The sequence below is a fragment of the Lentzea alba genome, from assembly GCF_047445655.1.
Classification (GTDB): Bacteria; Actinomycetota; Actinomycetes; order Mycobacteriales; family Pseudonocardiaceae; genus Lentzea; species Lentzea alba_A.
The window spans coordinates 202,123-225,862 of sequence record NZ_JAJAEG010000017.1; the positions used below are offsets into that span (position 1 = coordinate 202,123).

Here is a 23,740-nt window from a genome sequence, read left to right on the forward strand (position 1 = left end):
TTGTCGGTTGAACTGGGTTGACCTGCTCGTGCTGGGCCTTGCCGCGATCGCCGCGGTGTCCGGGGCCAGGCAGGGCATGGTCGTCGCGCTGCCCGCGTTCGTCGGTGTGCTCGTCGGCCTCATCCTCGGCACGCAGATCGCACCGCTGCTGGTGTCCCAGTTCGAGAACGTCGTCACAAAAGTCGTGTTCGCCGTGGGCATCGTGGTGTTGCTCGTGGCACTGGGCGAGACCATCGGCGTCTACATCGGCCGGACGATCAAGGCACGGGTGAACGCCTCGCCGTTGAAGGGCGCGGACAACGCGCTGGGCGCGGTCGTGCAGGGCCTGGTCGTCTTCGTCGTGGCGTGGATGATCGCGCTCCCGCTGACCTCGGTCGCCGGCCTGCCGGACCTGACCTCGTCGCTCAAGCAGTCGGTGATCCTCGGCAAGGTCAACGAGACCATGCCGCAGGCCGCCCGCGTGCTGTCGGAGGACCTGCAGAACCTCTTCGACGTCTCGGGCTTCCCGCAGGCGATGGACCCGTTCAACCGCACGCCGCTCAAGGACGTGGAGCCGCCGGACGGCGCGCTCGCGAACTCGCCAGTGGCGCAACGGCTGAAGTCCTCGGTGCTGAAGGTCCGCGGCCGCGCGCCGTCGTGCTCGCGAGCGCTGGAGGGCACCGGCTTCGTGATCGCCCCCGAGCGGGTCATGACCAACGCGCACGTCGTCGCCGGCACCAACGAGGTCACCGTCGAGGTGGGCCGCGGCCAGTTCGACGCGACGGTCGTGGCCTACGACCCGCGCACCGACCTCGCCGTGCTCGCCGTGCCGGACCTGGAGGCCACGCCGCTGCAGTTCCGCTCGGACGAGGTGCAGCCGGGCGAGAACGGCATCGTGCTCGGCTACCCGCTGGACGGCCCGTACAAGGCGTCGCCAGCCCGCGTCCGCGAGCGCATCCCGCTGCTGCGCGGCCCCGACATCTACGACGCGCAGACAGTGACCCGCGACGTCTACACCGTGCGCGCCGAGGTCCGCTCCGGCAACTCCGGCGGCCCGCTGGTCGACCCGACCGGCAAGGTGATGGGCGTGGTGTTCGGCGCCGCGGTCGACGACCCGGAGACCGGCTTCGTGCTCACCGCTCAGCAGGTGCAGTCGCTGGTGCAGAAGGCGCCGACGCTGACCCGCCGGGCCTCGACGCAAGGGTGTGCCTCGTAGCGATGCCGTCGAGCACGTAGCTCAGACCGGTGTCGAACAACGGCGCAGCGTTCGTGTGCTCTGCCTCGTACATGACCTTGGCGAGCGTCGGGAACTTCCCGGTGGCCAGCATCCGCTCCATGTAGGGACCGGAAGCCGCCTGCCACTGCTCCTCGGTCATGCCGCTGGTCTGCTCCTGGCGGGCCTCGGCGATCTCGTTGCGGACCGCGCCGTGGACGAACGCCATCACGGTGCCGACCGCGCCGAGCACGTGGTCGATGGTCGGGAACTCCGGCCTGCCGTCGAGGGTGGCCAGTGACGCCTCGATGTGCGCCAGCGAGTTCGGGCCCCGGTGCGGGCGGCCGCCGAGCAGGTCGACGAGCCACGGGTGCCGCTTCGCCGCCGCGTGGACGCCGTGTGCGATCTGCGTCAGGGCAGCGCGCCACTCGATCCCCGGCTCGGGCAGCGTGATCTCGCCGTAGACCTCGTCGACCATGAGGTCGAGCAGTTCGTCCTTGGTCTCGATGTAGCCGTAGAGCCGCATCGGGCCGGCGCCCAGTGCGGCCGCGACCTTGCGCAGCGACACCTCGTCGAGCCCGCCCCCGTCGGCGAGCCTGATCGCGGCTGTCACGATCAAATCCCTGCTCAACGGGGTCGGCGACGGCTTGCTGGGCGGCTCTGGGCGGTCCCACACGAGTTCGTTCGACATCGAGCTGGACGATACACCGTCTATCTGCGATACAGTGTATCGAGTGATACAGCGTATCGGGAGGATGCGATGAAGACTTCGGTGTTGGTCGTGGGTGGGGGACTGGCCGGCACGTCGGCCGCGCTGTTCCTGGCGTGGCGCGAGGTGGACGTGACGTTGGTGGAGAAGCATCCGGGCAGCTCACCGCACCCGCGAGCGGTCGGCTTCACGGCGCGGACGGGTGAGTTGCTGCGCGCGGTGGGGCTGGAGGAAGGCCTGCCGCCGAGCAAGGTGGCGAAGGGCTTCGGCGTTCGGCGGGTCCGGGTCGAGAGCCTGGTCGGGAAGCGGTTCGAGGAGACGTTCTGGTCGCCGCCGGCCGAGCAGTCCCAGATCGAGTACTCGCCGAGCACGGGTGTCGCGGTGGCCCAGGACCGGATGGAGCCGCTGCTGCGCGAGAAGGCTCGCGAGTTCGGCGCGGACATCCGCATGAGCACCCGGATGCTGGAGTTCAGCCAGGACGACGAGGGCGTCACGGCGGTCGTGCAGGGCGACGGCGAGCCGTACGAGATCAGGGCCGACTACCTGGTCGCGGCCGACGGGCACCGCAGTCCGATCCGGGAAGGCCTCGGCATCACCCGTAGCGGACGCGGCTTCATGCACACCTCGCGCAGCGTGCTGTTCCGCGCGCCGTTGGAGGAGTACCTGAAGGACGGGATCGGTCAGTTCATCGTCGACGGCGTCGGCTTCCTGACCACCTACGGCGACGGCCGCTGGGTGTTGATGCTGGAAGACCGCGAGTACACCGAGTCCGAGCTGCTCGAGAGCATCTTCCGGGCGATCGGCCGCGACGACCTGGACGTCGAGATCATCACCACCGGCCGCTGGACGATCTCGGCCGCGGTCGCGGACAGGTTCTCCGAACGCCGGATCTTCCTGGCCGGCGACGCCGCGCACACGTTGCCGCCGAGCCGTGGCGGGTTCGGGGCGAACGTCGGCATCGAGGACGCGCACAACCTCGCCTGGAAGCTCGCCGCCGTGCTGAACGGCGAGTCACGACCGTCCCTGTTGGACACCTACGACGCGGAACGGCGCCCGGTCGCGACCCTCTGCCACCAGCAGATCTTCGCGCGCAACGACGGCCACAACCGCGACGGCGAGCGGGAGGACGCGCCGCTGATCGACAACAACGCGATGCACTACGGCGTCCTCTACCGGTCGGACGCGGTGCTCGGAGCGGGCCCGGAACTGCCGCCCGCACAGCTGCCCGAGCTGTGGAACGGCCAGCCAGGCACACGGGCCCCGCACGTGTGGATCGAGCCGGGGAAATCCACTTTGGACCTGTTCCAACGCGGTTGGGTGCTGGTCGCCGACCACCCGCAGTGGGAGGAGGCGGCGCAGCGAGCAGGGGTGCGGTACGAGCGGATCGAGCAGCTGGACGCGTTCGGACTGTCCGAAAAGGGCGCTTCGCTGGTGCGGCCGGACGGCTACATCGCCTGGCGCTCAACGGACCTGCCGGACGATCCGGCTGGAGCGCTCGTAGAAGCGTTCAGGAAGTCTTCTGCAGGAACTCGGTGATCAGCCTGCTCGTGGTGTGGGACGCCTCCTGGTTCGGGAAGTGCCCCACCTCGGGCAGCGACCGGAACTCCGACCCCGGCCCGAGCCACGGCCGCGACTCCCGCGCCGACGACTCCAGCGTGATCGGGTCCAGCGCGCCGTGGATCTGCAGCACCGGGACCTGCATCGGCTTGTCCACGGCCTCGGTGAACCGGCGGCCGTCGCTGCGGATCTGCGAGCGCACCGCCCAGCGGTAGTACTCCATCGCGCTGTGGGCGACGCCGGGGATCGTCATCGCCTGCCGGCAGCGGCGGATCACCTCGTCGAACTCGGGCGCCGACCGCCACTTCGGGCCGGACCAGGCCGACAGCAGCCGGGCGACCTGCATCGCGTTCTCGCCGGTCAGCCAGCGTTCGGGGTAGATCGGGAGCTGGAAGCGCAGCACGTGCGAGTTGACCCTGGGATGCCTGCGGAACGCCCGGCGCATCGCCAGCGGGTGCGGCGCGGCCAGCACCGAGATCGACGAGACCAGGCGAGGGTGGATCGCGCCGACCGTCCACGCCGTGGCGCCGCCCCACGCATGACCCACCAGGTGTGCGCGTTGGGCGCCGAGCGCCTTGACCAGTCCGGCGATGTCACCGGCGAGCGTGAAGCCGTCGTAGCCGCGCGGTGGTTTGTCCGAGTCGCCGTAGCCGCGCAGGTCGACCGCCACCGCGCGGTACCCGGCCTCGGCGAGCGCGGTCAGCTGGTGCCGCCACGACCACCAGAACTCGGGGAACCCGTGCAGGAGCAGCACGAGCGGTCCCTCGCCGAGCTCGGCGACGTGCAGGCGGATGCCGTTGGCCGAAACGTCGCGGTGCGTCCACGGACCCGCGACCCGCACCACCGACGGGTCGGGTTTGCGGCTCAGTTGTCGTCGCCCCTGCGCGTGAGGGCCGCGACGGTGTCCTTCGCGGCCGCGATCGACTTCTGCGGCGCCCTGATCTTCTTCAGCTTGCGCACGCCGAGGATCACGCAGACGACCGTGGTCACGATCATGACACCGAACACGAGGAAGAAGCCGCCCGACGTGGGCCAGCCGAACCACTCGGAGAACCCGTAGCCGAGCGCCATGAACAGGAAGAACAGGCTGAAGCACAGCACTGTCAGCGCCACGATGAAGTAGACGCCGCCCCGCAGGCCCTTCTTGACCTCGGCGGTGACCTCGCCCTTGGCGAGCTCGAACTCCGCTCTGACCAGAGTCGACATGTGCGCGGTCGCGTCACGGACGAGGCCGCCGATCGACGCCTCGGCCGTCGGGTCGTCTGCGGTCAGCGGAATCGACGCGATGTGCTCCCTGGTGGTCACTCGGACATGGTGCCATGCGCCCGGCTGCGACGAATGAGCAACACCGCGGCGAGCAGCGACGCGATCATCGAAGCGAGCAGAACGGCCGCCTTCGCGGTCTCGGGTTGATCGAGTGAGAGGTCGGCGATCAACAGGCTGACCGTGAACCCGACCCCGCCCAGCACGGCCACCGCGATGATGTCCCGCGGCCCGGCACCGGCAGGCCAGACCGCCGCCTTGAACCACACGGCGAGCGCCGACGCCCCCACGATCCCGATCACCTTGCCGACGACCAGCCCGACCATCACACCGATGGCGATCTTGTCCGCGAAGAGCTTCCCGAACGCCTCCGCGCCCACCGGCACACCCGCCGCGAACAGCGCGAACACCGGCACCGCCACCCCGGCAGAGAACGGCTGCAGCCGGTGTTCGAGCCGGACCGCCGGCGCCTCCTGCTCGTACGGGTCGCGCCTCACCCGCGTCAGCAACGCCAGGGCGACGCCGGCGATCGTCGCGTGGATGCCCGACTCGTGCATGAACCACCAGGTCGCCAGCGCGATCGGCACGTAGAGGAACGGCGTGGTGATCCTCTTGTGCTGCAGGAACCAGTACAGCGCCAGCAGAGCGACGACCGCCCCGGTCGCCAGCAGGTTGAACTTCGCCGTGAACAGGATCGCGATCACCACGATCGCGCCCAGGTCGTCCACCACGGCCAACGACAGCAGGAACACCCGCAGACTCGACGGCAGCCCCGACGCCGTCAGCGCCAGCACCCCGAGCGCGAACGCGATGTCCGTCGCGACCGGAATCGCCCAGGCCTTCTCGATCCCCGGCTGGCCCCAGCCGATCGCCAACGCGATCAGCGCCGGCACGATCATGCCGCCGATCGCCGCGACCACCGGCAAGATCGCCGCCTTCAGCTGCGACAGCTCTCCGACGACGAGTTCGCGCTTGAGCTCCAGTCCGGCGACGAAGAAGAAGATGGCGAGCAATCCGTCCTTGGCCCAGTCACCGACGGACAGCGGCCCGAGGTGCAGGTCGCGCAGTCCGAAATAGGTGGGGGACAGCGGAGAATTGGCCCAGATCAACGCAATCGCCGTTGCTCCGAGCAGCACGGTGCCACCCACGGTTTCCGTGCGGAGGTAGCGGGCGAACTCGGCGACTACGGCCTTCTTGCGCGACACGGGGCTCCCAGGGCGGTCAGCGGATACGACAAATCCTCGTGCCGACCAGACTTCCCGGCTCACCCTGATGCGATCTTAACGCGAACGGGCGCCCTCAAGTGAGGACGCCCGTCACGTTTGCGCAGATCAGTCTTCGGACTTGCCCGACTGCAGACCCGCCGAGATCAGGTCCATGACCGACGAGTCGGCCAGCGTCGTCACGTCACCGACGGCGCGGTTCTCCGCCACGTCGCGCAGCAGGCGGCGCATGATCTTGCCGGACCGCGTCTTCGGCAGCTCCGGCACGACCATGATCTGCCGCGGCTTCGCGATCGGGCCGATCTCCTTCGCCACGTGGTCGCGCAGCGCCTTGATCGCGTCGGCACCACCGGCGTCGGAACCCGCGCCACCGCGCAGGATCACGAACGCCACGATGCCCTGGCCGGTGGTCGCGTCGGACGCGCCGACGACGGCCGCCTCGGCCACGGTCGGGTGCGAGACCAGCGCGGACTCGACCTCGGTCGTGGAGATCCGGTGGCCGGACACGTTCATCACGTCGTCGACGCGGCCGAGCAGCCAGATGTCGCCGTCGTCGTCGTACTTGGCGCCGTCACCGGCGAAGTAGAAGCCCTGGTCGGCGAACCGCGACCAGTAGGTGTCGCGGTAGCGCTCCTCGTCGCCCCAGATGCCGCGCAGCATCGACGGCCACGGCTCGTCGAGCACCAGGTAGCCACCGCCACCGTGCGGAACCTCGACGCCCTCGTCGTTGACGACCTTCGCGCCGATGCCGGGCAGCGGGCGCTGCGCCGAACCGGGCTTGGTCGACACCACGCCGGGCAGCGGCGAGATCATGATCGCGCCGGTCTCGGTCTGCCACCACGTGTCGACGATCGGAGCCTTGCCGCCGCCGATGTTCTCGCGGTACCAGATCCACGCCTCGGGGTTGATCGGCTCGCCGACCGAACCCAGCACGCGCAGGGAGCTCAGGTCGTACTTGGCCGGGATGTCCGCGCCCCACTTCATGAAGGTGCGGATCAGCGTCGGCGCCGTGTAGTAGATCGAGACGCCGTACTTCTGCACGATGTCCCAGTGCCGGCCCTCGTTCGGGGTGTTCGGCGTGCCTTCGTAGACGACCTGCGTCACGCGGTTCGACAGCGGGCCGTAGACGATGTAGCTGTGGCCGGTGACCCAGCCGATGTCCGCGGTGCACCAGTACACGTCGGTGTCCGGCTTGAGGTCGAACACGTTGTGGTGCGTGTACGAAGCCTGCGTGAGGTAGCCGCCGGACGTGTGCAGGATGCCCTTCGGCTTACCCGTGGTGCCCGAGGTGTAGAGGATGAAGAGCGGGTGCTCGGCGTCGAACGCCTCGGGGGTGTGCTGGTCGGACTGCGAGTCCACCAGCTCGTGCCACCACACGTCCTTGTCGGTCCACGCGACCTCGGTGTCGGTGCGCTTGACGACGATGACCTTCTCCACGGACGGCGCGCCGGCGACGGCCTCGTCCACGGCGGGCTTGAGCGGCGCCGGGTTGCCGCGGCGGTACTGGCCGTCGGTGGTGATCACGAGCTTGCACGAGGAGTCCTCGATGCGGGTGCGCAGCGCCTCGGCGGAGAAGCCGCCGAACACGACGCTGTGCATGGCGCCGACGCGGGCGCACGCGAGCATCGCGAAGATCGCCTCGGGGATCATCGGCATGTAGATCGCGACGCGGTCCTCGGCGCCGATCCCCAGCGACGTCAACGCGTTCGCGGCCTTGGAGACCTCGCGCTGCAGCTCGCCGTAGGTGATGGCGCGGGAGTCGCCGGGCTCGCCCTCCCAGTGGATGGCGACCTGGTCACCGTGGCCGGACTCGACGTGCCGGTCGACGCAGTTGTACGCGACGTTGAGCTTGCCGCCGACGAACCACTTCGCGAACGGTGCGTCCGACCAGTCCAGGACCTGCGTCCACTTGGTGTCCCAGTGCAGCCGTTCCGCCTGCTTCGCCCAGAACGCCTCGCGGTCGGCCTTCGCCTCCTCGTACAGCTCGGGCTGTGCGTTCGCCTGCGCCGCGAACTCGTCGGAAGGCGGGAACGTCCTGCTCTCCGTGAGCAGGTTGTCCAGGGCTTGGCCCTGGCCTGGCGACTGGGTCATGGTGCGAGACCTCCTGGAAAATCCAGACCGGTTGGGGATGCGGGTACTGACCGTAGTGCGAGCCAGTTCACTTCCAACAGGCTCCTCCCCCGAAAGGTTCAGACCAATCTGGGGTGGATGGAAACACGGCTGTCATTGTGTAACCCGTTTTGTCTGGTTGAAGCACGTGCGGCGCGTTGAACGGGCGATGTTGCGCGCTCAACGGTCCGGCCAGTGAGCTGGATCACGCGTTTCACCTGGTCAGGTACTCTGCGCGACCGTGACCGATCCGCTTGCTCCGCTGCTTTCCTTGCCTGGTGTGGCTGACGCCGCCAACGCGGCCAAGGACGCCGTCTTCCAGGTGCACCGCCATCGGGTGAATCTGCGCGGCTGGGCCACGACCGCGGCCGAAGCGTCCGTCCGCGCGGCCCGCGCGTCGGCTGCTCTGGAGGGCGGACCGACCGAAATTCCGGAGTCCGGCGAGGTCTCGGATCCCGTGCTGGCAGGGTCTTTGCGGATCGCCGAGGCCTTGGGCGGCCTCGTCAGCACCTGGCAGCGTGCGCCGTTGCAGGCTCTCGCGCGGCTGCACGTGCTCGCCGCCGCGGACCTGACTTCCGACGTCGGTCGTCCGCGGGTGTCCGAGGACGTGTCGCAGCGGCTCGACATGCTCGGGTCGTTGGTCACCGGCGGAACGTCCGTGCCGGCACCGGTTCTGGTCGCGGTGGTGCACGGCGAACTGCTCGGGCTCGCACCGTTCGACGTCGCCAACGGCGTGGTCGCCCGTGCCGCTGCTCGGATGACGTCGATCTCGACCGGCCTCGACCCCAAGGGTCTCGGCGTGCCCGAGGTGGCCTGCCTTCGTCGTTCGTCCGAGTACGAGGCCGCGTCCGTGGCGTTCGCGTCGGGCTCGTTGGAAGGCCTCGCTCAGTGGATCCTGTTCGTCTGCTCCGCGTTGGAGGCGGGCGCCCGCGAGGCCAAGAGCATCGCGGACGCCGCACTCAGCGGGTGACCTCGGCCAGAACCTCGGCGGCCCTGATCGCGTCCTCGTCGGTCACGTAGAGCGGCGCGAACCCGAACCGGAGGATGTCTGGCGGCCGGTGGTCGCCGATGACACCCTTCTCGATGAGCCTGTCCATCACGGCTTTGGCGTCGGGGCAGCGGACCGAGATCTGGTTGCCGCGGGCCTCCGGCGTGATGACTTCCAGGCCGGTCAGCTTCTCGACGTGCTCGCGGAACAACGCGGTGAGCTTGAGACCGCGCCGTTGGAGCTCGGCGAGGTCGATGTCGTCCCACACGTCCAGCGCCGCGTCGAGCGCCAGCATCGACAGGATGTCCGGCGTGCCGACCCGTGCCCTGACGATGCCGGGGTCCGGTTCGTAGCTCTGCTCCATCGCGAACGGCTCGCGGTGCCCGTTCCAGCCCGACAACGGGTTCTCGAACGTCGCCTGCCTGTGCTTCGGCACGTAGATGAACGCCGGCGAGCCCGGTCCACCGTTGAGGAACTTGTAGGTGCACCCGATCGCGAAGTCGACGTTCAGCGCGTCCAGCTCGATCGGCAGGACGCCCGCGCTGTGGCAGAGGTCCCAGACCACTTGTGCGCCGACATCGTGCGCCTGCTCGGTCAGCGCCTTCATGTCGTTCAGCGCGCCCGTGCGGTAGTCGACGTGGTTGATCAGCACCACGGCGGTGTCACTGGTGAGGTCCAAAGAGGACGGATGTGCGGCGCGAATCTTCAGCCCTGTCAACGAGGCCACCGACTGCGCGATGTACCCGTCGGTCGGGAACGTCGACTCGTCGCACACGATCTCGGTGCGGTCGGTGCCCTTGACCGCGCCCATCAACGCCTTGAAGACGTTGACCGACGTCGAGTCGCCGACCACGACCTGCCCTGCGGCGGCCCCGATCAGCCGGCCGATGCGGTCACCGATCCGTTGCGGCGCCTCCCACCAGCCCTCGGACCACGACCGGATCAGCCGCGTGCCCCACTGGTGCGTGATGACCTGGTGCACGCGCTCGGCCACGTGCGCCGGCGGTGCGCCGAGCGAGTTGCCGTCGAGGTAGATGACGCCTTCGGGGATGTCGAACAGCTCGCGCTTCACACGTAACTCCTGGCAGTCCACAGCTCGGGGAACACCGCGCGTTGGGTGCGCTTCTCCAGCCATGCAACACCAGCCGAGCCGCCGGTACCGACTTTTGCGCCCATCGACCGTCGAGTGGCCAGCAGGTGGTCGTAACGCCAGCGCGCGAACTCCTCGGCGATGTCCGTGAGCGCCTCACCGAGTTCCAGCAGGTCGCGGTCGTCGCCGCGGTAGATCTCCGCCCACACCTGCTCGACCTCGGGCGAGGCCTCGTACGCCTTGGTGAGGTCGCGGTCGAGGATGCTCTGCGGGATGTCGAAACCCCTGCGCTTGAGAGCCGCCAGCACGTCGTCGTAGAGCGACGGCTTGCTCAGCGACTCCTCCAGCTGCGCGTACATCGACGGCACCGCCCGGTGCGGTACGAGCATCGACGCGGACTTCTCGCCGAGCAGGAACTCCATCTCGCGGTACATGCCCGACTGGAAGCCGGAGCCCTCGCCGAGCGCGTCGCGGAACGAGTTGAACTCGGTCGGCGTCATGCGCGCGATCGGTCGCCACGCCGCCGAGAGTGCCTGCAGGTGCAGGTCAGAACGCCTGAGCGTGCGGACAGCAGCCTTGAGGTCGTCTGCGCGTAGTTCGGCCTGGGCCTGCCGCCACTCGAAGCAGAGCAGGCCGAAGTACAGCTCCATCACCTGCGTGATGACCAGGAACGACATCTCGCGCGGGTCTTTGGACCACTGCTGTTGAAGGGTGTGCAACACCGACGCGTGCACGTAGTCCTCGTACGGCGTGGTGCCGCCGAAATCCAGCTTGGGGGACACGGGGCAGCTCATGCCTCAATCCTCCTGGCTGGGCCCCATCACCTGAATGGGCGACGAAAGGCGTTCGGCCCGAACTTCTTCCGAACGCAAAACAGATCGGCGGGTAGCTTTGCGTTCATGTTGGATGAGGTCGACAAGGCCCTGTTGGAGGCCCTCCAAGAGGACGCACGCCTCTCGTACAACGAGCTCGCACGCCGCGTGCACGTCTCACCGCCAACGGTCGCCCAACGCGTGCGCCGGCTGGAGAACATCGGCGCGATCACCGGCTATCGCGCCGTGGTCGACCCCACCGTCGTCGGACGACCTGTCGTCGCGTTGGTGCGCATGAAGTGCTACGGCCCGCGGTGCATCACGGTCCACCCGGAGCTGCTCGACGACGTCCCGGAGGTCGTCGAGGTCGTGCGGCTGACGGGGGAGATCTGCTCGGTGGTGAAGGTCGTCACGACGTCGATCGTCGAGTTGGAACGGCTGCTGGTCCGGCTGGCGGCGCACGGGGAGACGTCGAGCGCGATGGTGCTCTCGACGCCCATCCCGTGGCGTCCAGTGCTACCCGGCTAGCCGGTCCAGGGCGTTGCGGACGTGGCCCTTCGTGTCCTCCAGGGCGGCGGCCGCACGTTCGGTCGGTTCGCCCGACAGCAGGTGCACCAGCGCTACCTTGAGGTCACCCGCCGCGTCCGCCAACGCTTGCGCGCAGTCGGTCTCGGGCAGCCCGGTGGCCTCGTGCAGGATCCGGATCGTCCGGCCGCGCAGCTTCGCGTTCGTCGCCCGCATGCTGACCATCAGGTTCGAGTAGGTGCGGCCGAGCTTGATCATCACCGCGGTCGAGAACGACGTCAGCACCAGCTTCTGGGCCGATCCCGCCTTCATCCTGGTCGAGCCGGCGATGGCCTCCGGACCGGTGTCCAGGGCCACGAGCACGTCCGGGGTGATCGGCACCGAGGCGTTGTTCGACACCAGCACCGTGTGGGCGCCAAGCGCTTGCGCCTCCTCCAGCGCGCCGATCACGAACGGCGTGCGCCCGGACGCCGTCACGCCCACGACCAGGTCTTTCTGCGTGGCGTGCCGGCGGATCTGGGCGGCGCCGGAGTGGTCCTCGACCTCCTCGACCGCGCGGACGAGGGCCTCGGAGCCGCCGGCGTGGTGGGCCACGAACCAGTCGGGCGGGACGTTGAACGTGGGCACGAGCTCGGCGGCGTCCAGCGTCGCCAGGCGGCCGGAGGTGCCGGCGCCGACGTAGTGCACGCGGCCGCCGGACATGATCGCGGTGACGCCGAGGTCGACCGCGCGGGCCAGCTCCGGCAGTGCCGCGGCGACGGCGGACGGGACCGTGCGGTCCTCGTCGTTGATCATCCTCAGCACTTCGATCGTGGGGACCCGGTCGATGTCGGCCGTGCGGGGGTTCCGTTGCTCCGTCGGAGATTCCACGCGCACCACCACACCGTTCCGGGGGGAGATCATTTAGTCGTCTCCCGTGGCCGTCGACGGCCATCTGGTCTCGCGCCTAGCCGGTGGCCGGACACCGCTTCGTAGGTCGCCTCCAGGGCGGTCTTCGCCGTGTCGACGTGGTGCTGGGCGACGCCGATGAACAGGCAGTCGATGACGGTGAGCTGTGCGATGCGGCTCGCCATGGCACCGGAGCGGAACGTCGTCTCGCGCGCGGCCGTGGTCAGCACGTGGTCGGCGACCTCGGTGATGGGCGAGCGCGGGAAGTTCGTCAGCGCGACGGTGGTGGCGCCGGTCTCGCGAGCCACGCGCAGGGCTTCGACGGTCTCGACGGTCGAGCCGGTGTGCGAGATGCCGACGGCGACGTCCGCGCCGGTCAGCACGGCGGCCGACGTCAGCGCGATGTGCGTGTCGTTCCACGCGAAGCAGGTCAGCCCGATGCGGTGCAGCTTCTGCTGCAGGTCGAATGCCACGAAAGCGCTGGCGCCGAAGCCGTAGACGTCCACGCGACGGGCGCCCGCGACCGCCTGGACGACCTTGTCGAGCGACTCGATGTCGAGCTGCTCGGCGGTCTCCTCGACGGCGCGGGCGTCAGCGAACGCGACCTTGCCGACGACCTGCTTGAGGTCGTCTCCCGGCCCGATGTCGCCGCCCATGTCGTGGTTGGCCCTGGCCTGGCTGCGAGCGGTGTCGGCCGCGAGCGCGATGCGCAGCTCCGGGTACCCGCCCACGCCGATGGCCTTGCAGAACCGCGTCACCGTCGTCTCACTCGTGCCCGCCTGCTCGGCGACCTCGGTGATGCTGCGGTGCGCGACCGTCGCCGGGTTCTCCAGGACCACCTTCGCGACGCGCTGCTCGGCGCGCGCGAGACCCGGCAGCAACGACCGGATCTTCACCAGCGGACTGGACTCGGCACTGCTCTCAGTGGACACGTGGGAAACTTACTAACCGCCACCCGAAGGGTCAACGGAGTGTGTCCGAAAGTCACTCTCCAGGCGGAGGCTCAGTGGACGTCAGGGGCCATCCGGGTGGAAACCGCGATCCGGTTCCACGAGTTGATGGTGAAGATCAGCGCGATGAGCTGCGCCAGTTCTTCCTCCTCGAAGTGCTTCGCGGCCTGCTCGTAGACCTCGTCGCTGACGTACTCGTGGCTGCTCATCACCGTGATGGCCTCGGTCAGCAGCAGCGCGGCCTGTTCCTTCTCGGTGTAGATGTCGCCCGCCTCCTGCCACGCGTTGAGGAGGTAGATGCGGGCCTCGGACTCGCCCTGCTTGCGGGCGTCGGTGGTGTGCATGTTGATGCAGTACGCGCAGTGGTTCAGCTGCGACGCACGGATGCGGACCAGCTCGGCGAGGGTCTCGTCGAGGCCCTCGCGCGCGGCGGCGTCGAGGGCGATCATGGCGCGGTAGACCTTGGCGGCCTTCTTCGGGAAGTCGATGCGGTTCGTCATGTCATCGAAGTTAGGCCGCCGATTGGCCCTTGGCATGGTGCAATTCAAGCGTGGAATCGTGGGCCAATCTTGACTTCCACCTGGACCTGTCCGGTTCGGGCGGACTGCGGCACCGGTTGACGGCGTCGCTGCGGGACGCGGTCCGTTCGGCGCGTCTGCCGCCGGGGACCAGGCTGCCCGCCTCACGATCGCTGGCCGCTGACCTCGGGATCGCACGGAACACGGTCGCCGAGGCGTACGCGGAGCTCGTGGCGGAGGGGTGGCTGACCGCGCGTCAGGGTTCTGGAACCGTGGTTGCGCAACGGGTTTCGCCGCCTCCGCCGGTCACACGCAGGGTTGCAGAGCCGGACGTGCGGTTCGACCTCACGGTCTCCACGCCGGACATCACCGAGTTCCCGCGCACGGAGTGGATCCGCTCGACGCGGCGGGCGTTGACGGCGGCGCCCTCGGAGGCGTTCGGGCCGGGGGACCCGCAGGGGCGGATCGAGCTGCGGACGGCGCTGGCCGAGTACCTCGCGCGGACCCGCGGCGTGCGGGCCGATCCCGAACGGATCGTGGTGTGTTCGGGGTTCGCGGACGGCATCCGGATGTTCAACCGGCTGCTGAAGCCACCGGTCGTGGTCGAGGAGTACGGGCTGGAGCCGCACCGGACGTTGTGGCGGTCGACGGTGCCGTTGGCGGTCGACGACCACGGCGCGAACACCGAGCAGCTGCCGGACGACCGGTGTGCTGTCGTGCTGACGCCGGCGCACCAGTTCCCGTTGGGTGGGCCGCTGCACCCCATACGACGTGCGTCAGCCGTGGCGTGGGCACGGCGCGTGGGCGGTCTTGTGCTTGAGGACGACTACGACGGTGAGTTCCGCTACGACCGTCAGCCCGTCGGTGCGGTGCAGGGGCTCGATCCGGAGCACGTGGTCTACCTGGGCACGTCCAGCAAGGCGTTGTCGCCGGCGTTGCGGATCGGGTGGATGGTGCTGCCGGACCGGTACGTGGATCCGATCCTGGCGTTGAAGACCGATCGCGAGCAGTACATCAGCATGCTCGATCAGCTGACGCTGGCGGATTTCTTGTCGTCGGGCGCCTATGACAGCCATGTGCGGCGGATGCGGTTGAAGTACCAACGGCGGCGTGACCGGCTCGTGGAGGCCGTCTCGCCGTACGTGTCGGTGTCCGGTATCGCGGCCGGCATGCACGCCGTGCTCGACACACCGCATGAAGCAGCCATCGTGCAGACCGCGCGCGAACGTGGGATCGAGATCAGTCCTCTCTCGTGGTTCAGGCATGAGAAGAGCGACGACGACCGCAGCGGGATCGTGGTCAGCTTTGGAGCGCCCGCGTTTCCACGGGCGCTTTCCAGCTTTGCCGAGGTGCTAGCGGCGTGCTGCTGACCAGCCCTCCGCCGTGACGTCACCACGGGCGTGGACGTAGACGCCACGTCCGTTGTACTGGCCCGCCTTGGTGTAGACGAAGCGGGTCTTCTGCTGTTCTGTGGCAACCCAACGGCGCTGTGTGGTGGTGATCGTGCGGACGTCCTGCCACTGAGTGCCGTCCCAGTGCTGGACGGTCAGCTTGTCGCCCTTGTCGACGTCGACGAAGACCTCGACCGGGCGCTCCGCGGTGAGGGTGCCGCCGGAAGTCGTTGCACGCCACTGCTTTCCATGCGACTTGACCGCGAGTGCGTTGGCCAGTCCGTCGGCGACGACCCGGCGGGCGGGGTTCACACTGCCCCAGTCACGGCTGGGGTGCACGCGGTTGCTCAGCAGGATCGCGATCGACCGGGAGGCCTTGTCGATCACGAACGACGTGCCGGTGTAGCCGGTGTGGCCCGCGGTTCCTGGAGCGCTCAACGCGCCCATGTACCAGCGCTGGTCGAGCTCGAAGCCCAGGCCGTGGGAGTTGTCCGGGAACTGCTGGTTGAAGTTCGTCAGCATCAGCTCGACGGAGTGCTCGTTCAGGATCCGGCGGCCGTTGTACGTGCCGCCGTTGAGGATCGTCTGGCCGAGGACGGCGAGGTCCTTGGCCGTGCCGAAGACGCCCGCGTGACCGGCTACTCCGCCGAGCGACCACGCGTTCTCGTCGTGCACCTCGCCGCGGACGATCCCGCGTGGCGGTGCGGCCTGGAACTCCGTTGCGGCCGTTCGGCTCTTGGCCTTCGGGTTGTAGCCGGTGTCATTCATGCCGAGCGGCTTGGTGATGCCATCTTTGACGGCTTCGTCGAGGCGTTTGCCGCTGACCTCGTGGACGAGCTCGCCGAGCGTGATCAGGTTCAGGTCGGAGTAGACGTACGTGGTGCCGGGCGTGGACTTCGGCTTCACGTCCATCACGGCTTTGATGCGGCTCGGGATGTCCGGGTACAGCTTCCACAACGGGATGAACGGTTCGAGGCCGCTCGTGTGTGTGAGGAGCTGCTTGACGGTGATGTTCTCTTTGCCGTTGACGCCGAACTCGGGCAGGTAGGTGGCGACGCGTTCATCGATGTCGATGCGGCCCTGTTCGACCTGCTGGATCACGGCGATGGACGTGAAGAGCTTCGAGATCGAGGCGAAGTCGAAGATCGTGTCCTTCTGCATGGGGACGCGTTCTTCTTCTGGCAACTTGGTCTGCTGGTCTTTGTAGAGAACGGCGTAACCGGTGCGGTCGTGCGTGACGATCTTGCCGTCGTGCACGTACATCGTGACGGCGCCGGCGAACAGCGGTTTGCCGTTGGCCTGGGGTTTCTGGAACTCGCGGAGCTGGCGCAGGGCGGCGTTGATCGGCTCGGGGTCGAGGTGCGCCCAGTAGGGGTTGGACGGGCGCAGCGTGGTCCACTGCGGCGCGAAACCGTCCTGGGGCTGGTCGAAGTGGCCGGGGATCGCGGCCGTCACGAGTGCGACGGCCAGTGCAGGGATGAGCATGGCGTCCTCACCGGTAGCGCAGGTAGGGCAGGCGGGTGCGGCGGAACTTCTGCAGCTCCTGTTGCCAGGCGCCGACGATCTCGTCGAGTCCTGCGTTCGCGTCGATCATCTTGCGCAGCCGGTCGGAGCCGCTGAGCTTGTCGATCCAGTTGTCCGGACGCCAGGCGAACACGGTGGGGTACAAGGACTTCGCGGTCTTGAGCATGGCGACGGCCGCCTTGATCGCGTCGAACTCGTGCGGGTCGGTGACGTGCAGGGTGACGCCGCCGCAGGTCTTGCCCTGGAACTTGTTGAACGTCGGCGCGAAGTAGGTTTCGCGGAACCTCGCGCCCTTGAGGTTCAAAGCGTTGAGAGATTCGGCCCAGCGCCAGTCGATGCCAGGCGCGCCAACGGTTTCGAACGGGCGGGTGGTGCCGCGGCCTTCTGACAGCACGGTGCCCTCGAACAGGCACGTGCCGGGGTAGACCAGCGCGGTGTCCTGGGTGGGCATGTTGGGGCTCGGCGGGACCCACGGCAGGCCGGTGTCGAGCTGGTTCCTGCGCCAGCCCTTGACGTTGACGACTTCGAGGTTGGTCTTGACGTCGAACTCGCCGACGTAGAAACGGGCCAGCTCGCCGACGGTCATGCCGTGTTGCTGGACGATCGGTTTCAGGCCGACGCCGGTGGCGTAGGCGGGGTCGAGCTGTGGGCCGTTCGCCGTGCCACCAATGGGATTCGGGCGGTCGAGGACGATGAAGTCGAGGTTCGGGGCGGCCTGCATCGCCGTGTACATCGACCAGATGTAGGTGTAGAAGCGCGCTCCTACGTCCGCGATGTCGAACACGACCGTGTCGATGCCGGCCTTCGTGAACATCGCTGCGAGCTTCGTGGCGTTGGCGCCGTACGCGTCGTACACCGGGATACCGGTGCGTGGATCTTGATAGTCGCCCTCAGAACCACCCGCTTGCGCTGTGCCGCGGAAGCCGTGTTCCGGGCCGAAGACCGCATGTGGCTTGGCGTCGTTGGCGACCATCGAGTCGACGACGTGGGTCTGGTCCTTGAGCACGCCCGTCGGGTTCGTGAGCACGCCTACCTTGCGGCCCTTGAGCTTTCGCCAACCGTCGTGCGCGAGCTGCTCAGCGCCGGTGGCGAGTCTCGGGGCCGCGTTGGCGGTGCCGGCGGTGACGAGTGGGACGGACAGTGCGCTCGCTGCGAGGAACTGCCGCCTTCTCACCAGGTCACCCCGTGTCCGAACTTGTAGGAGAGCGGGCCGGGCACGTCGACCGGGAGCTTGCCCTGCGGCTTGGTCTCGCCGAGCAGGATCCTGGCCAGTGCCTCCATCGAGACGGTGGTGGTCGAGTAGGTGGCGAGCCACGTCTTCGCGGCGCTGTACGCCACGTCGTACGGGTTGCTGGTGGCGGCCGCGATGACCGGTTTGCCCGTCGCGATCAGCTGGTTGAGCAGGTCGAGCTGGGCGGGCCGGGTGCTCAGGTTGTTGGTCAGCACGACGATCTTGTCGGCGTTGGCCGCCGCTGCGAGGGCCTGTTGGATCTGTGCGGGCGTGGGGCTCGTCGCGGTGACGACCTTGGTGCCCTTGATCCTGGTGGCCAGTGCCGTGGCCGGGGCGTCGCTGGTGCCGACGACCAGGGGAGTGGTGGCGTTGAGCGGGATCGCCTGCGCGTCGTTGCGGATCGCGGTGACGGTGCGGTCGGCGATGGCCTGCGCTTTTTGCGTGTTGGAGCCGACGATCTGGTCGACCTTGTTCTCGTCGACCTCGGCGGTGAGCATGACGCCGCGCATGAGCTTCATCTTGAGGATGCGCAGGACGCTCTGGTCGATGCGCTGCTCGGAGATCTCACCGCTGCGGACGGCCTTGACGACGCTGTCGATCGCCAGGCCGAGGTTCGGCGGCATCAGCAGCTGGTCCACGCCCGCCTTGATGGCGAGGATCGGGATCTCCGCGTCGTTGGGGTGCAGCTTGCGGACGCCGGCCATCTCCAGCGAGTCGGTGACGATCACGCCGTCGTACTTCAGCTCCTCGCGCAGCAGACCGGTGATGATCTTCGGGCTGAGCGTGGCCGGTTCGCCGGACGGGTCGATCTTCGGCACCTGGATGTGCGCGGTCATGATCGAGTCGATCTTGGCGGCGATGGCGGCCTTGAACGGCGGCGCGTCGATCTGGCGCCACTGGTCGAGGGTGCGGTTCGAGACCGGCAGGCTGGTGTGGCTGTCCTCGGACGTGTCGCCGTGGCCGGGGAAGTGCTTGGCGGTCGCGGTGACCGAGTCCGGGTCGAACCAGCGGCGGCCCTCGTAGCCCGTGACCTGGGCCTTCAGCATGTCGGCCGCGAGCGTCGGGTCGCTGCTGAAGCTGCGCACGCCGATGATCGGGTTCGCCGGGTTGGAGTTGACGTCCGCGTCCGGCGCGAAGTTCTGGTTGATGCCCATCGCGCGGAGCTCCTGCGCGGTGATGCGCGCGGCCTCTTCGGCGTCTTTCGTGGAGCGGCCGGCGCCGAGGGCCATGTTGCCCGGCAGTTGCGTGGCCGGCGGGCCGATGCGCGTGACGAGGCCCATCTCCTGGTCGGTCGAGATGAGCAACGGGATGCGGCTGGCCCTCTGCAGGCCGTTGGAGAGCTGCGCGATCTGCTTCGGGGTGTCGATGTTGTCGCGCGTGGAGTTGTTGAAGTAGATGACGCCGCCGGGCTTGTACTTGCGCACCATCTCCGCGGCGGTGGCGACGCCGAAGTCGGTCTGGTTCTTGGGGTGCGGGACGTCGGCGGCCTGGCCGTTGACGTACGTGACGAAGAGTTGGCCGACCTTCTCTTCCAGCGACATCCCGCGCAGCGTGGTCACCGTGGCGTCCGCTCTCGCCACCGGCGTGAGGGCGACCATGGCTGTGACCAGCGTGAACGCGGCGATTTTCCGCACTTGACCGTGCCTCCCGGTGATGTTCCCACAGGTAACTGGCGTATTTCGCAAGTTACTCACGGCTGTGGGGCGGGTCAACGGGTGGCCATTCTGCCGTTCGGAGTCACTTTTTGACCGAACAAGCAGACGGGGCACCCTCGAAAGGGTGCCCCGTCTTCAGCGCGGGCTTGCGAGTTACCAAGCGTGCAACTCTAGTCGTACAACCCTGGCCTCGGCGTCCGGCGTCCCGGTACGCAGGCCCTAGACGACAAGCCTCCCGCGGCGTGCTGCGCGTGGGTACTCGAAGTCCGCGCACGGAGCCCTGCCGGGGTGGAGTCTGGCTTCTCTTCGCCAGGTCCCTGGCCGACCCGAGTTCCGCACCACCCATTTAAGTGCGTGCCGCCGGTCACAGCAAGGGCTCGGACGGGTGCACCGTTCAAGCCACGTTCAGTAGTGAAAGTACTGCCGTTTCAGGATTTGTGAGCGTTTGTTCGTGTTCGGGTACCGCTGACAGGGCGGGCACGTGCACTCACGCGGACACCACGTGTGCACCGTGTTGCCACTACTGGCCGGTACGGGTCTCCATCGGTGCGGATGTCCTTCTTGGACTTGACTTCAGTCGCGGTTGCGCTTGCGGCGGAGGCCGTACCAGGCGGCGCCGGCCGCGGCGACCGCGCCGAGGCTGATGGCCGTGACCGCCACCGCCTTGCCGGACGGGGTGGGGATGCGGGAGCGCAGGCTCACCGGGTCCGAGAACTGCAGCACCGGCCAGCCCTTCTGCGCGGCGGTGCGGCGCAGGCCCCGGTCCGGGTTGACGACCGTCGGGTGGCCGACGACGTCGAGCATCGGCAGGTCCGTGACGCTGTCCGAGTAGGCGTAGCTCTTGGAGAGGTCGTAGCCGTGCTCGGCGGCGAGCTGCTTGATCGCGACGGCCTTGTTGTCCGCGGCGCAGTAGAAGTCGACGTCGCCGGTGTAGCGGCCTTCCAGGACGACCATCTTCGTTCCGACGCTGTAGTCCGCACCGATCATGTGGGCAATCGGCGCGACCAGTTCCTCACCCGACGCACTCACGATGACTACGTCGTGACCCTCCGCCTTGTGGTCGGCGATCAACTGTGTCGCTTCTTTGTAAACCAGCGGATCGACGATGTCGTGCAGCGTCTCGTTCACGATGCTGCGGATCTGCTCGACGTCCCAGCCCGCGGCCAATGCGGTGATGTGCGCGCGCATGCGGTCCATCTGGTCCGCGTCCGCGCCGGCGAGCATGAACACGAACTGGGCATAAGCGCTCTTCAGAACCGCGCGGCGGTTGATCAGCCCCTCCTGGAAGAAGGGACGGCTGAACGCCAGCGTGCTCGACTTCGCGATCACGGTCTTGTCGAGGTCGAAGAAGGCGGCGATCCGACTCATGTAGCTCAGCTTAGGTGTACTCGTCAGTAGGCCGTTCGGGCGGCATTTCGTTCGTGTACGAAATCGTTGTGGGACACGGTTACCGAAACTTGGCCCGCAGCTGTTGCCGAAGTTGCGCGCAGCACTGGCGCATGGGGATACAGTAGGAGAGTCCGGTTCGACGGACGGGTTCAGTCCGACCCCCCGGGACTGAACCATTGACGACCCCCGTCCCTCCCCCCTGGCGGGGGTCGTCCCATATCCGGACCCCGTTTCCTCGTGGCCGCGACTGGACCTATGCCGCTCTTGACGCCGTTTTAGGCGTGTGCTGAGCCCAGCCCTCCAGCGTCGCACACACCCCGGACACTCCCGGTAGTCGAGCGGTCTCAAGATCGCGACTTGTCCACACCCCCCGATTTGTCCACATCTGGATCTTCACCCGTTGTGTCGTTCATCACGACCCAGCACGGTGGACCCCATGACCCACCCCACCGCCCTGCTGACGGACCAGGACCTCCTGGACGAGGTCCTCCGCCTGGCCGCCGCCGCGGACTGCCCGCTCTCCTGCGCGCCGGACCTCACTTCCTTGCGCTCGCAATGGCATTCCGCCCCGCTGGTGCTCCTGGACCCGACCGCCGTCTCCGCCTGCGTGGACGCCGACCTCCCACGCCGCTCCGGCGTACTGGTGGTCCACGGCGGCGACCCGCCCTGGGCCCCGGCGGTCGCACTAGGAGCCGACGGGGTCCTGGAACTCCCGCTGGACGGCCGCGCCCTGGTGAGCGCTCTCACCGACGTGGGCGAGGGCCCACCCTCCGACCGAGGCCGAGTGGTCTCGTTCGTGGGCGGCCGCGGAGGCGCCGGCGCCTCAGTCCTCGCCATCGCCTGCGGCCGCGAAGCCGTGGCAGCAGGAGGCGAGGCGATGCTCGTGGACTGCGACCCGCTGGGCGGCGGCATAGACCTGGCCCTGGGCACCGAGTCCGAGGAAGGCGCCCGCTGGCCAGGCGTCCACTGCTCAGGCGGCCGAGTCCCGATGTCCGCCCTACGAGCAGCCCTGCCAACCTCAGGCAGCCTGAGCATCCTGGCCTGCGACCGCGCCGGCCCAGACCCAGAACCGGCAGCAGTGGCCGCAGTCCTGGACGCGGGCCGCCGAGCGGGCAACACCGTCGTCTGCGACCTGCCCCGCCACCCAACAGCCGCCGCCTCCGCAGCCCTGGACCGCACCGACCTGACAGTCCTGGTCGTGCCAGCCGAAGTCCGAGCCACCGCAGCAGCCACCCGAGTCGCCTCCCGCCTGCTGACCCAAGGCCGCAACCTCCGCCTGGTGGTCCGCGGTCCGTCCCCGGGCAACCTCGCCGCAGCCGACATGGCCGAGGTGATCGGCATCCCCCTGCTGACTCAAATGCGCCCGGAACCGGGCCTGGCCGAAACGCTGGAGCGGGGCCACTTCCCCCGCGACGCCAAGGGCCCGCTGGCCACCGTCGCCCGCCGCATCCTGAAGGAGCTACGCCCGTGACCTGTCTCGATTGCCTTCGCCTGTCGGTGATCCTGCGTCAGGTCATGCACGCCAACCCCAAGCTCCGCGAAGGCGTGGCCCGAGCCGCGCACGTCCCAGATCCAGCACCCTGCCGCAGCTGCTGCTCAACGCCAGGACAGCCCAGCGCGACCGACCCCCAGAACTGTCGCTCGTCAGGCCACGCCTCCCTAGGGGTGTCTGTGGCGCGCAACGGGTTTCCGTTGCGCGTGCCTAGTCGCAGCCGCGCCGTTGTGCCAGAGCACTTCGTGATCGAGGGGCGGCACCCGTGACGCTTCTCCGAATCGTGTGGCGGGTGTTGCTCAACCTGCTGCGCTACGGCCGTCCCATCCCGCCCCGCTACATCTTCCGGGAGCCGCCGAAATGAGCCGCTTCTTCGCCTGGTGCTACGAGTCCTGGCTCCGCCTCATGGGCCGCGACATCACCTACGGCCGCCACGCCCGCCGCCCAGATACCGCAACATGACGGCCGCCGCCAGACCTGTTGCCGCGGCGGGCATGTCCGGCGTCCGGAGGCTGCGTCGTGACGGTCGCGACCCGCCGCCTCGGGCGGGACCTGGAGGCCGCGACGGGCCTGCTGCTGCCCGACCCGTTGCCGCAGCTGGCACATCCGCTGGCGGGCCGGTTGGCACGAGGTTGCGCCCCTGGCGACCTGCCGACCCGCAGGCTCCACCCTCCGCCTGGAGGCTGCGCCCGTGACGGCCGCCCAGCCCAGAGGCCCCACCCGGCCGTGTGGAGGTTGTGGCGTGCCGCCAAACCCGTTGCCGCGACTGGCATTCCGGGTGTCTTGCGGTCGCGAGATGACCGCCGCCCGCCCCACCAGCCGCTCGGCGGTCGCGTCGTGATCTTCAGCCAACCGTTGCCGCAGCTGGCATTCCTGTCGTCCATGGGGTGCGCTGCGGCCGCCACCCCCACCCGTCACTTCGATCAACTGCTTGAAGAGGGCTGTCCGTCCGGCCGCTCGGCGGTCGTGCCATGACCGCCATGCGATCCGTTGTCGCCGCTGATGTTCCCGATGCCGGAGCTGTGTCGTGATTGCTGTCCGTCCCGCCGCTCCGCCCGGCCACTCGGAGGTCGTGCCGTGACCGCCGCCGAACCCACCGCCGCGACTGCTGTCCGACCCGTTGCCACACCGGCCGTCTGGAAGTCGCGTTGTGACCGCTGCCCAACCCGCCGCCCGAACTCGCAACCCGAGGAGTTTCAATGACCGTGTCAAGCGGCCTGGGCCGTAGGTGAGC

The 23,740-nt window shown here is 68.5% G+C and carries 21 protein-coding genes; 7 read left to right on the top strand and 14 right to left on the bottom strand.

Going from position 1 to position 23,740, the window contains the following annotated elements; translation table 11 throughout:
* Positions 1 to 7 precede the first annotated feature (7 nt).
* Positions 8 to 1,195, top strand: a complete 1,188-nt coding sequence (locus tag LFM09_RS28045; protein ID WP_414099543.1) for a MarP family serine protease — start codon at positions 8 to 10, stop codon at positions 1,193 to 1,195.
* Here LFM09_RS28045 and LFM09_RS28050 read toward each other — a convergent pair.
* Entirely contained in the window at positions 1,113 to 1,883 is a 771-nt protein-coding gene (locus tag LFM09_RS28050) for a TetR/AcrR family transcriptional regulator C-terminal domain-containing protein (RefSeq protein ID WP_414099544.1), read from the bottom strand. The two genes, LFM09_RS28045 and LFM09_RS28050, sit on opposite strands and share 83 nt — an antisense overlap.
* Before the next feature lie 69 nt (positions 1,884 to 1,952).
* On the opposite strand from LFM09_RS28050, the gene LFM09_RS28055 reads away from it, so the two are divergent.
* Positions 1,953 to 3,437: an FAD-dependent monooxygenase gene (locus LFM09_RS28055; RefSeq protein ID WP_414099545.1), complete on the top strand. Its 1,485-nt coding sequence runs from the start codon at positions 1,953 to 1,955 to the stop codon at positions 3,435 to 3,437.
* Here LFM09_RS28055 and LFM09_RS28060 read toward each other — a convergent pair.
* The 4 genes from LFM09_RS28060 to acs form a co-directional block, all read right to left on the bottom strand.
* Positions 3,409 to 4,326, bottom strand: coding sequence for an alpha/beta fold hydrolase (locus LFM09_RS28060; RefSeq protein WP_414099572.1), 918 nt, complete (start codon positions 4,324 to 4,326; stop codon positions 3,409 to 3,411). The genes LFM09_RS28055 and LFM09_RS28060 overlap by 29 nt on opposite strands.
* Positions 4,323 to 4,763 (bottom strand): phage holin family protein, encoded by a 441-nt coding sequence (locus LFM09_RS28065; RefSeq protein WP_414099546.1) that lies wholly within the window; start codon positions 4,761 to 4,763, stop codon positions 4,323 to 4,325. Before LFM09_RS28065 ends, LFM09_RS28060 begins: the two co-directional genes overlap by 4 nt.
* On the bottom strand, positions 4,760 to 5,926 hold the full coding sequence (gene nhaA, locus LFM09_RS28070; protein WP_414099547.1) for a Na+/H+ antiporter NhaA: 1,167 nt from the start codon (positions 5,924 to 5,926) through the stop codon (positions 4,760 to 4,762). Before nhaA ends, LFM09_RS28065 begins: the two co-directional genes overlap by 4 nt.
* A 126-nt stretch (positions 5,927 to 6,052) precedes the next feature.
* Positions 6,053 to 8,035, bottom strand: coding sequence for an acetate--CoA ligase (gene acs, locus LFM09_RS28075; RefSeq protein WP_414099548.1), 1,983 nt, complete (start codon positions 8,033 to 8,035; stop codon positions 6,053 to 6,055).
* A 259-nt stretch (positions 8,036 to 8,294) separates the two neighbouring features.
* Here acs and LFM09_RS28080 point away from each other — a divergent pair, with 259 nt between their 5' ends.
* Positions 8,295 to 9,023: an oxidoreductase gene (locus LFM09_RS28080; RefSeq protein WP_414099549.1), complete on the top strand. Its 729-nt coding sequence runs from the start codon at positions 8,295 to 8,297 to the stop codon at positions 9,021 to 9,023.
* On the opposite strand, the gene LFM09_RS28085 is transcribed toward LFM09_RS28080, so the two are convergent.
* Together LFM09_RS28085 and LFM09_RS28090 are read right to left on the bottom strand one after the other, a co-directional pair.
* Complete coding sequence (locus tag LFM09_RS28085) at positions 9,013 to 10,113, bottom strand: kynureninase (protein ID WP_414099550.1); 1,101 nt, start codon at positions 10,111 to 10,113, stop codon at positions 9,013 to 9,015. The two genes, LFM09_RS28080 and LFM09_RS28085, sit on opposite strands and share 11 nt — an antisense overlap.
* Entirely contained in the window at positions 10,110 to 10,925 is an 816-nt protein-coding gene (locus tag LFM09_RS28090; RefSeq protein ID WP_414099551.1) for a tryptophan 2,3-dioxygenase, read from the bottom strand. Before LFM09_RS28090 ends, LFM09_RS28085 begins: the two co-directional genes overlap by 4 nt.
* A 105-nt stretch (positions 10,926 to 11,030) precedes the next feature.
* On the opposite strand from LFM09_RS28090, the gene LFM09_RS28095 reads away from it, so the two are divergent.
* On the top strand, positions 11,031 to 11,471 hold the full coding sequence (locus tag LFM09_RS28095) for an Lrp/AsnC family transcriptional regulator (protein ID WP_414099552.1): 441 nt from the start codon (positions 11,031 to 11,033) through the stop codon (positions 11,469 to 11,471).
* Here the strand turns inward: LFM09_RS28095 and LFM09_RS28100 are convergent.
* The 3 genes from LFM09_RS28100 to LFM09_RS28110 form a co-directional block, all read right to left on the bottom strand.
* A complete protein-coding gene (locus LFM09_RS28100; RefSeq protein ID WP_414099553.1) occupies positions 11,460 to 12,371 on the bottom strand; it encodes an N-acetylmuramic acid 6-phosphate etherase in 912 nt (303 codons plus the stop codon). The two genes, LFM09_RS28095 and LFM09_RS28100, sit on opposite strands and share 12 nt — an antisense overlap.
* Complete coding sequence (locus tag LFM09_RS28105) at positions 12,368 to 13,288, bottom strand: MurR/RpiR family transcriptional regulator (protein ID WP_414099554.1); 921 nt, start codon at positions 13,286 to 13,288, stop codon at positions 12,368 to 12,370. The genes LFM09_RS28100 and LFM09_RS28105 overlap by 4 nt, the downstream gene beginning before the upstream one ends.
* 71 nt (positions 13,289 to 13,359) lie before the next feature.
* Entirely contained in the window at positions 13,360 to 13,806 is a 447-nt protein-coding gene (locus LFM09_RS28110) for a carboxymuconolactone decarboxylase family protein (protein ID WP_414099555.1), read from the bottom strand.
* A 50-nt stretch (positions 13,807 to 13,856) separates the two neighbouring features.
* Here LFM09_RS28110 and LFM09_RS28115 point away from each other — a divergent pair, with 50 nt between their 5' ends.
* Positions 13,857 to 15,194: a PLP-dependent aminotransferase family protein gene (locus LFM09_RS28115; protein WP_414099556.1), complete on the top strand. Its 1,338-nt coding sequence runs from the start codon at positions 13,857 to 13,859 to the stop codon at positions 15,192 to 15,194.
* On the opposite strand, the gene LFM09_RS28120 is transcribed toward LFM09_RS28115, so the two are convergent.
* From LFM09_RS28120 to LFM09_RS28135, 4 genes are all read right to left on the bottom strand, one after another.
* The gene (locus tag LFM09_RS28120; RefSeq protein ID WP_414099557.1) at positions 15,177 to 16,700 is read right to left on the bottom strand and encodes a serine hydrolase domain-containing protein; all 1,524 of its coding nucleotides are present in this window, start codon (positions 16,698 to 16,700) and stop codon (positions 15,177 to 15,179) included. The genes LFM09_RS28115 and LFM09_RS28120 overlap by 18 nt on opposite strands.
* 7 nt (positions 16,701 to 16,707) lie before the next feature.
* Entirely contained in the window at positions 16,708 to 17,913 is a 1,206-nt protein-coding gene (locus LFM09_RS28125) for an exo-beta-N-acetylmuramidase NamZ domain-containing protein (protein WP_414099558.1), read from the bottom strand.
* On the bottom strand, positions 17,910 to 19,568 hold the full coding sequence (locus tag LFM09_RS28130) for a glycoside hydrolase family 3 N-terminal domain-containing protein (RefSeq protein ID WP_414099573.1): 1,659 nt from the start codon (positions 19,566 to 19,568) through the stop codon (positions 17,910 to 17,912). Before LFM09_RS28130 ends, LFM09_RS28125 begins: the two co-directional genes overlap by 4 nt.
* A gap of 630 nt (positions 19,569 to 20,198) precedes the next feature.
* Positions 20,199 to 20,993, bottom strand: coding sequence for an HAD-IB family hydrolase (locus LFM09_RS28135; protein WP_414099559.1), 795 nt, complete (start codon positions 20,991 to 20,993; stop codon positions 20,199 to 20,201).
* 457 nt (positions 20,994 to 21,450) lie between these two features.
* Between LFM09_RS28135 and ssd the strand changes: the two genes are divergently transcribed.
* Both ssd and LFM09_RS28145 read left to right on the top strand, forming a co-directional pair.
* On the top strand, positions 21,451 to 22,485 hold the full coding sequence (gene ssd, locus LFM09_RS28140) for a septum site-determining protein Ssd (protein WP_414099560.1): 1,035 nt from the start codon (positions 21,451 to 21,453) through the stop codon (positions 22,483 to 22,485).
* Between the two features lie 540 nt (positions 22,486 to 23,025).
* Positions 23,026 to 23,481: a hypothetical protein gene (locus tag LFM09_RS28145; protein ID WP_414099561.1), complete on the top strand. Its 456-nt coding sequence runs from the start codon at positions 23,026 to 23,028 to the stop codon at positions 23,479 to 23,481.
* The last annotated feature ends 259 nt before the right edge of the window (positions 23,482 to 23,740 follow it).

What these genes read in the sequence shown, in the direction of transcription:
- LFM09_RS28130 (WP_414099573.1), bottom strand. Translation starts at nt 19,568, where the DNA reads ATGGTCGCCCTCACGCCGGTGGCGAGAGCGGACGCCACGGTGACCACG.
- LFM09_RS28110 (WP_414099555.1), bottom strand. Translation starts at nt 13,806, where the DNA reads ATGACGAACCGCATCGACTTCCCGAAGAAGGCCGCCAAGGTCTACCGC.
- ssd (WP_414099560.1), top strand. Translation starts at nt 21,451, where the DNA reads ATGACCCACCCCACCGCCCTGCTGACGGACCAGGACCTCCTGGACGAG.
- LFM09_RS28090 (WP_414099551.1), bottom strand. Translation starts at nt 10,925, where the DNA reads ATGAGCTGCCCCGTGTCCCCCAAGCTGGATTTCGGCGGCACCACGCCG.
- LFM09_RS28135 (WP_414099559.1), bottom strand. Translation starts at nt 20,993, where the DNA reads ATGAGTCGGATCGCCGCCTTCTTCGACCTCGACAAGACCGTGATCGCG.
- LFM09_RS28095 (WP_414099552.1), top strand. Translation starts at nt 11,031, where the DNA reads ATGTTGGATGAGGTCGACAAGGCCCTGTTGGAGGCCCTCCAAGAGGAC.
- LFM09_RS28050 (WP_414099544.1), bottom strand. Translation starts at nt 1,883, where the DNA reads ATGTCGAACGAACTCGTGTGGGACCGCCCAGAGCCGCCCAGCAAGCCG.
- LFM09_RS28100 (WP_414099553.1), bottom strand. Translation starts at nt 12,371, where the DNA reads ATGATCTCCCCCCGGAACGGTGTGGTGGTGCGCGTGGAATCTCCGACG.
- acs (WP_414099548.1), bottom strand. Translation starts at nt 8,035, where the DNA reads ATGACCCAGTCGCCAGGCCAGGGCCAAGCCCTGGACAACCTGCTCACG.
- LFM09_RS28055 (WP_414099545.1), top strand. Translation starts at nt 1,953, where the DNA reads ATGAAGACTTCGGTGTTGGTCGTGGGTGGGGGACTGGCCGGCACGTCG.
- LFM09_RS28120 (WP_414099557.1), bottom strand. Translation starts at nt 16,700, where the DNA reads ATGCTCATCCCTGCACTGGCCGTCGCACTCGTGACGGCCGCGATCCCC.